The organism is Pantoea sp. S61 (assembly GCF_016625145.1).
Classification (GTDB): Bacteria; Pseudomonadota; Gammaproteobacteria; order Enterobacterales; family Enterobacteriaceae; genus Pantoea; species Pantoea rwandensis_B.
Genome location: NZ_JACVUO010000004.1, coordinates 340,900 through 346,899 on the forward strand (window position 1 = coordinate 340,900; position 6,000 = coordinate 346,899).

Sequence of the window (6,000 nt, forward strand, 5' to 3'; positions counted from 1 at the left end):
GCCTGGTCAAGAAATATCCTGAAATTCCTTCCAGTTGTTAACGTGTGATAATTATTTTCTCCTGGCTCTGGCGGACCATTCCCAAGCCGATCTCACTTGCGTATAGTAGCAACGTTTAAAATGAGACCGGGATGTAGAGTGAGTACAACGCTGTTTCGCTGGCCGGTTCGGGTCTATTACGAAGACACCGACGCCGGTGGTGTGGTTTACCACGCCAGTTATCTTGCTTTCTATGAACGAGCACGTACCGAGATGTTGCGCCAGCACCATTTCAATCAACAAGCCCTGTTAGAAGAACAGGTGGCGTTTGTGGTACGACGCATGACGATAGACTTTGTTGCCGCAGCACGTCTTGACGATCTTCTGGATATCCAGAGTGAAGTGACTGCCATGACGCGCGCAACCATGACGTTCTCGCAGCGTATCGTGAATGCAGAAGGCAAGGTGCTGAATGAAGCAGAAGTCCTGATTGCCTGCATCAACCCACATCTAATGAAGCCGATTGCGCTTCCCAAGTCTATTGTCGCGGAGTTCAAGCAGTGACTGACATGAATGTTCTTGATTTGTTCCTGAAGGCGAGCCTTCTGGTCAAACTTATCATGTTGATTTTGATCGGCTTTTCTATTGCCTCATGGGCGATCATTATTCAGCGCACGCGCATCCTGAATGCAGCGGGTCGCGAAGCCGAAGCCTTTGAAGATAAGTTCTGGTCAGGTATCGAATTATCGCGCCTGTATCAGGAAAGCCAGGGGCGCCGCGATGAACTGGGCGGTTCTGAGCAAATTTTCTATTCGGGCTTCAAAGAGTTCGCCCGTTTGCATCGTGCAAACAACCACGCACCCGAAGCGGTGGTAGAGGGCGCTAGCCGTGCGATGCGCATCTCCATGAACCGTGAGCTGGAAGCGCTGGAAAACCACATTCCTTTCCTTGGCACCGTCGGTTCTATCAGCCCGTATATCGGTCTGTTCGGAACGGTGTGGGGGATTATGCACGCCTTTATCGCGCTTGGCGCGGTGAAGCAGGCGACGTTGCAGATGGTTGCGCCGGGTATTGCCGAAGCGTTGATCGCCACGGCAATCGGTTTGTTCGCGGCCATTCCTGCCGTTATGGCGTATAACCGTCTGAACCAGCGTGTCAATAAGCTGGAACAGGGCTACGACAACTTTATGGAAGAGTTCACGGCTATCCTGCATCGTCAGGCTTTCTCCACCGACAACACGAAGTAAGTCGAGGTTAACGATGGCCAGAACCCGTGGTCGCGGGCGCCGCGACCTTAAGTCGGAAATCAACATAGTTCCACTGCTGGACGTGCTGTTGGTGTTGCTGCTCATCTTTATGGCAACCGCGCCGATTATTACGCAGAGCGTGGAAGTGGATCTGCCTGATGCGACCGACTCGAAAACGGTCTCAACGGATGATAATCCTCCGGTCATTGTTGAAGTGGCTGGCGTCGGGCAATACAGCCTGGTGGTGGATCACGATCGTATGACGCAGCTGCCGCCGGAACAGGTGGTGAGTGAAGCACAGCGTCGCATTGAAGCCAATCCAAAGACGGTGTTCCTGATTGGTGGAGCGAAAGACGTGCCTTACGACGAAATCATCAAGGCGTTGAACCTGTTACATCAGGCAGGCGTGAAATCTGTCGGTTTGATGACACAGCCGATTTAAAGCGAACCGTTTTTGGGATCCGAGAGTGTCGAAGGTAACCGAGCAGAACGACAAGTTAAAACGCGCGATAATCATTTCGGTGATTCTGCACATCGTGCTGATCGCCCTGCTGATCTGGAGCTCGTTTAACGAAAAGATCGAATCCAGCGGCGGTGGCGGCGGCAGTGACATTGATGCCGTGATGGTCGATTCCGGCGCGGTGGTTGAACAGTACAATCGCCAGCAGAATCAGCAACGCGACAGCCAACGTGCTGAACAGCAGCGCCAGAAACAATCACAGCAGCAGGCGGAAGAGTTACAGCAGAAGCAAGCTGCTGAGCAGCAGCGTCTGAAAGAGCTGGAAAAAGAGCGTTTGCAGGCGCAGCAGGAAGCCAAAGAGCAGGCGAAACAGCAGGCTGAGCAGCAGAAAGCCGCTGAAGCAGCAGCGAAACAGGCGCAGGATCAGCAGAAAGCTGCAGAAGCAGCTGCCGCAAAGGCCAAGGCTGACGCCAAAGCCGAAGCAGATGCGCAGGCGAAAGCGGCGGCAGATGCCAAAGCGAAAGCGGTAGAAGAGGCGAAGAAGGCAGCAGCGGACGCAAAGAAGAAAGCGGACGAACAGGCCAAAGCAGCGGCTGCTGAAGCGGCGAAAGAGAAAGCGGTAGAGCAAGCCAAAGCCGCCGCCGAAGCGAAAGCGCAAGCTGCCGCCGAGGCTAAAGCGCAGGCTGCAGCTGATGCTAAGGCAAAAGCTGCTCAGGAAGCCAAAGAGGCTAAAGAGCAAGCTGCCGCAGACGCAAAAGAAAAAGCCGCTGAGGCAGCGAAAGAGAAAGCGGCTGCCGATGCGAAAGCTAAAGCGGATGCTGCCGCGAAAGCGAAAGCTGATGCAGCAGCCAAAGCGAAAGCAGCCGCAGATGCTAAAAAGAAAGCCGCTTCTGAAGCTGCGAAGAATGAAAGTGACGTTAATAACCTGTTAGGTGGACTCTCGTCCGGTAAGAATGCACCGAAAAGTGGCACGGCTTCTGGCGGTGCGGCAGGGCAGGGGAATCAGAAGAAAGCGGGTGCGTCAGGCGCAGAGATTAACTCTTATATGGGCCAGGTCGTTGGCGCGATTCAAAGTCGCTTCTATGATGCGGATACCTTTAAGGGTAAAGAGTGTAATCTGCGTATTAAGCTGGCACCAGACGGCTTGTTGATTGACGTGACAGCAGAAGGTGGCGACCCGGCATTGTGCCAGGCTGCAATCACCGCAGCGAAGCAGGCTCGTATTCCTAAGCCACCATCGCAAGCAGTGTATGAAGTGTTTAAAAACGCCCCAATGCGTTTCAAACCGGAATAATGCAGTAACCCACGGCAGGTTGAACTAAGGTTAGCTTGCCGTAATTTATGAACACTCGTGTTTTTCAGGAACTGTGCGAATTATCGTGGACTCAGGTTCAGATAAGGGAGAAAAGATGAAGCAGGCACTTCGTGTAACCTTAGGTTTTTTTGTACTGCTGTGGGCAGCCATGCTGCACGCAGAAGTGCGCATTGAAATTACGCAGGGCGTGAACACCGCACGCCCAATTGGTGTGGTGCCGTTCAAATGGGCAGGCCCAGGCGCGGCGCCAGAAGACATTGGCGGCATCGTGGCGGCTGACTTGCGCAACAGCGGTAAATTCAACCCGCTGGATCGCTCACGTCTGCCGCAGCAGCCGACCAGCGCGCAGGAAGTGCAACCTGCTGCCTGGAGCGCATTGGGTATTGATGCGGTTGTCGTGGGTCAGGTCACGCCGAACCCGGATGGTAGCTACCAGATCGCTTACCAGCTGGTGGACACCGGCGGTGCACCGGGCACGGTGCTGGCGCAGAACTCTTACAAAGTCACCAAGCAATGGCTGCGTTATGCAGGCCACACCGCCAGTGATGAAGTGTTTGAGAAGCTGACCGGTATCAAAGGCGCATTCCGCACGCGTATCGCGTATGTGGTGCAAACCAACGGCGGCCAGTTCCCGTATGAATTGCGCGTATCTGACTACGATGGTTACAACCAGTTCACCGTGCACCGTTCACCAGAGCCACTGATGTCACCGGCCTGGTCTCCAGACGGCAGCAAAGTGGCCTACGTGACCTTTGAAAGCGGTAAGTCGGCGTTAGTGGTACAAACGTTGTCAAACGGTGCCATTCGTCAGGTTGCTTCTTACCCGCGCCACAACGGTGCTCCGGCATTCTCGCCGGATGGATCGAAACTGGCGTTCGCGCTGTCTAAAACTGGCAGTCTGAACTTGTACGTGATGGATCTGGCCTCAGGTCAGACGCGTCAGGTGACCGACGGTCGCTACAACAGCACCGAACCGACCTGGTTCCCGGATAGCCAGACACTGGCCTATACCTCGGATCAGGCAGGTGCGCCTCAGATTTATAAAGTGGGTATCAACGGCGGTGCGCCACAACGTATTACCTGGGAAGGTTCTCAGAACCAGGATGCGGATGTGTCAACTGACGGCAAAACCATGGTGATGATCAGCAGCGCCGGTGGCGCTCAGCATGTCGCCAAACAGGATCTGGTAACGGGAGCCGTTCAAACAATAACGGACACGTTCCTGGATGAGACGCCAAGTCTGGCGCCTAACGGCACGATGGTAATCTATAGCTCTACTCAGGGGATGGGTTCCGTGTTGCAGTTGGTTTCAACAGATGGGCGTTTCAAAGCGCGTCTTCCGGCAACTGATGGACAGGTCAAATTCCCTGCCTGGTCGCCGTATCTGTAATGCATGAATCCCCTGCATAGCGGGGGATGACAATGTATAGCAAACAAAATAATAGGATAAAGAAATGCAACTGAACAAAGTGCTGAAGGGTTTGATGCTGGCTCTGCCGGTAATCGCGGTAGCTGCATGTAGCTCGCACAAAAACAACAACAACGACCAGACTGGTATGGGCGCAGACAACGGCGCTTACGGTGCTGGCCAGAACGGTAACATGTCTTCTGATGAGCAAGCGCGTCTGCAGATGCAGCAGCTGCAGCAGAACAACATCGTTTACTTCGGTCTGGATAAATATGACGTGGCTTCTGACTACGCTCAGATGCTGGATCAGCACGCAGCATTCCTGCGTGGCAACCCGTCTTACAAAGTGACCATCGAAGGTCATGCGGATGAGCGCGGTACTCCAGAATACAACATCGCCCTGGGCGAACGTCGTGCTAGCGCCGTTAAAATGTACCTGCAGGGTAAAGGCGTTTCTGCTGACCAGATGTCTATCGTATCTTACGGTAAAGAAAAACCAGCTGTACTGGGTCATGACGAAGCGGCTTACGCTAAAAACCGTCGTGCCGTACTGGTTTACTAAGAGCATCACATGATGAGTAACTTCAGACTTCATCTATTGAGTCTGTCGTTACTGGTTGGCGTAGCGGCCCCCTGGGCCGCTAATGCCCAGGCGTCAATCAGTAGCGTTGGCTCAGGCTCGGTCGAAGACCGTGTCACCAATCTTGAACGTATCTCCAATGCCCAGGCTCAGCTTCTGCAGCAGTTGCAGCAGCAGATGAGTGACAACCAAAGCGATATCGATTCGCTGCGCGGCCAAATTCAGCAGAACAGCTATCAACTGAATCAGGTGATTGAGCGCCAGAAGCAGCTCTATCAGCAGATTGATACGTTGAGCAGCGGTAATGCGGGGGCACAGGCGAGTGGTGGCGGTGATGCCGCAGCGGCTGGTGCAGCAGCGGGAAACGCTGATGCAGGTGGTAGCAATGCCAGTGGAAGTACCGCTGCCCCTGCACAAACCGGCGATGCGAATACCGATTACAACGCAGCAGTCGCGCTGATTCTTGAGAAGAAGCAGTTCGATCAGGCCATCACGGCCCTGCAGGCGTGGGTGAAGAAATATCCCGACTCCACCTATCAGCCCAATGCCAATTACTGGCTCGGTCAGTTGTATTACAACAAGGGCAAGAAAGATGATGCCGCTTACTATTTTGCCACTGTGGTAAAAAATTACGCGAAATCGCCGAAAGCCCCGGAAGCGCTGTTTAAGGTTGGTGTGATCATGCAAGAGAAGAACGATTCGGCGAAAGCCAAAGCGGTCTATCAACAAGTGATCAAACAATTCCCGACCAGCGAGTCTGCCAAGCTGGCGCAAAAGCGTCTGGCTGGGATGTAATTTGTGCAGCAGAGACCGGATTTCGTATGATTTCTGGTCTTGCAGCATGAAAGGTAAGCAATTGAGTGATTTGGTGACAAATAAGGGTTGCGCCCTCCTGCTAAATCAGTAATATATGCCGCCGTTGCCCGGGCAGTTTAACAAAGCGTCCGGCAGCCTGAAGATGGGTCGTTAGCTCAGTTGGTAGAGCAGTTGACTTTTAATCAATTGGTCGCA

7 protein-coding genes are annotated in these 6,000 nt (G+C 53.6%); all 7 read left to right on the forward strand.

Translation table 11 applies throughout. The features are described 5' to 3' along the window. The first annotated feature begins 120 nt into the window (after window positions 1-120). The 7 genes from ybgC (at window position 121) to cpoB (ending at window position 5,784) form a co-directional block, all read left to right on the forward strand. On the forward strand, window positions 121-543 hold the full coding sequence (ybgC, locus tag IAE30_RS11860; protein ID WP_202404442.1) for a tol-pal system-associated acyl-CoA thioesterase: 423 nt from the start codon (window positions 121-123) through the stop codon (window positions 541-543). Next, window positions 540-1,226 (forward strand): Tol-Pal system protein TolQ, encoded by a 687-nt coding sequence (gene tolQ / locus IAE30_RS11865; RefSeq protein ID WP_034829162.1) that lies wholly within the window; start codon window positions 540-542, stop codon window positions 1,224-1,226. The genes ybgC and tolQ overlap by 4 nt, the downstream gene beginning before the upstream one ends. A 13-nt stretch (window positions 1,227-1,239) precedes the next feature. After that, entirely contained in the window at window positions 1,240-1,668 is a 429-nt protein-coding gene (tolR, locus tag IAE30_RS11870; protein ID WP_034829164.1) for a colicin uptake protein TolR, read from the forward strand. A 25-nt stretch (window positions 1,669-1,693) separates the two neighbouring features. Further along, window positions 1,694-2,980, forward strand: a complete 1,287-nt coding sequence (gene tolA / locus IAE30_RS11875) for a cell envelope integrity protein TolA (protein WP_200679755.1) — start codon at window positions 1,694-1,696, stop codon at window positions 2,978-2,980. Window positions 2,981-3,095: 115 nt separating this feature from the next. Beyond that, window positions 3,096-4,391 (forward strand): Tol-Pal system beta propeller repeat protein TolB, encoded by a 1,296-nt coding sequence (tolB, locus tag IAE30_RS11880; protein ID WP_038648180.1) that lies wholly within the window; start codon window positions 3,096-3,098, stop codon window positions 4,389-4,391. 64 nt (window positions 4,392-4,455) lie between these two features. Beyond that, window positions 4,456-4,971 carry a peptidoglycan-associated lipoprotein Pal gene (gene pal, locus IAE30_RS11885; protein ID WP_034829168.1) on the forward strand — a complete coding sequence of 172 codons (516 nt, stop codon included), beginning with the start codon at window positions 4,456-4,458 and terminating at the stop codon, window positions 4,969-4,971. Between the two features lie 9 nt (window positions 4,972-4,980). Continuing rightward, window positions 4,981-5,784 (forward strand): cell division protein CpoB, encoded by an 804-nt coding sequence (gene cpoB, locus IAE30_RS11890; protein ID WP_200539390.1) that lies wholly within the window; start codon window positions 4,981-4,983, stop codon window positions 5,782-5,784. Window positions 5,785-6,000: the final 216 nt, after the last annotated feature.

What these genes read in the sequence shown, in the direction of transcription:
- ybgC (WP_202404442.1), top strand. Translation starts at nt 121, where the DNA reads ATGAGACCGGGATGTAGAGTGAGTACAACGCTGTTTCGCTGGCCGGTT.
- tolR (WP_034829164.1), top strand. Translation starts at nt 1,240, where the DNA reads ATGGCCAGAACCCGTGGTCGCGGGCGCCGCGACCTTAAGTCGGAAATC.
- tolB (WP_038648180.1), top strand. Translation starts at nt 3,096, where the DNA reads ATGAAGCAGGCACTTCGTGTAACCTTAGGTTTTTTTGTACTGCTGTGG.
- pal (WP_034829168.1), top strand. Translation starts at nt 4,456, where the DNA reads ATGCAACTGAACAAAGTGCTGAAGGGTTTGATGCTGGCTCTGCCGGTA.
- cpoB (WP_200539390.1), top strand. Translation starts at nt 4,981, where the DNA reads ATGATGAGTAACTTCAGACTTCATCTATTGAGTCTGTCGTTACTGGTT.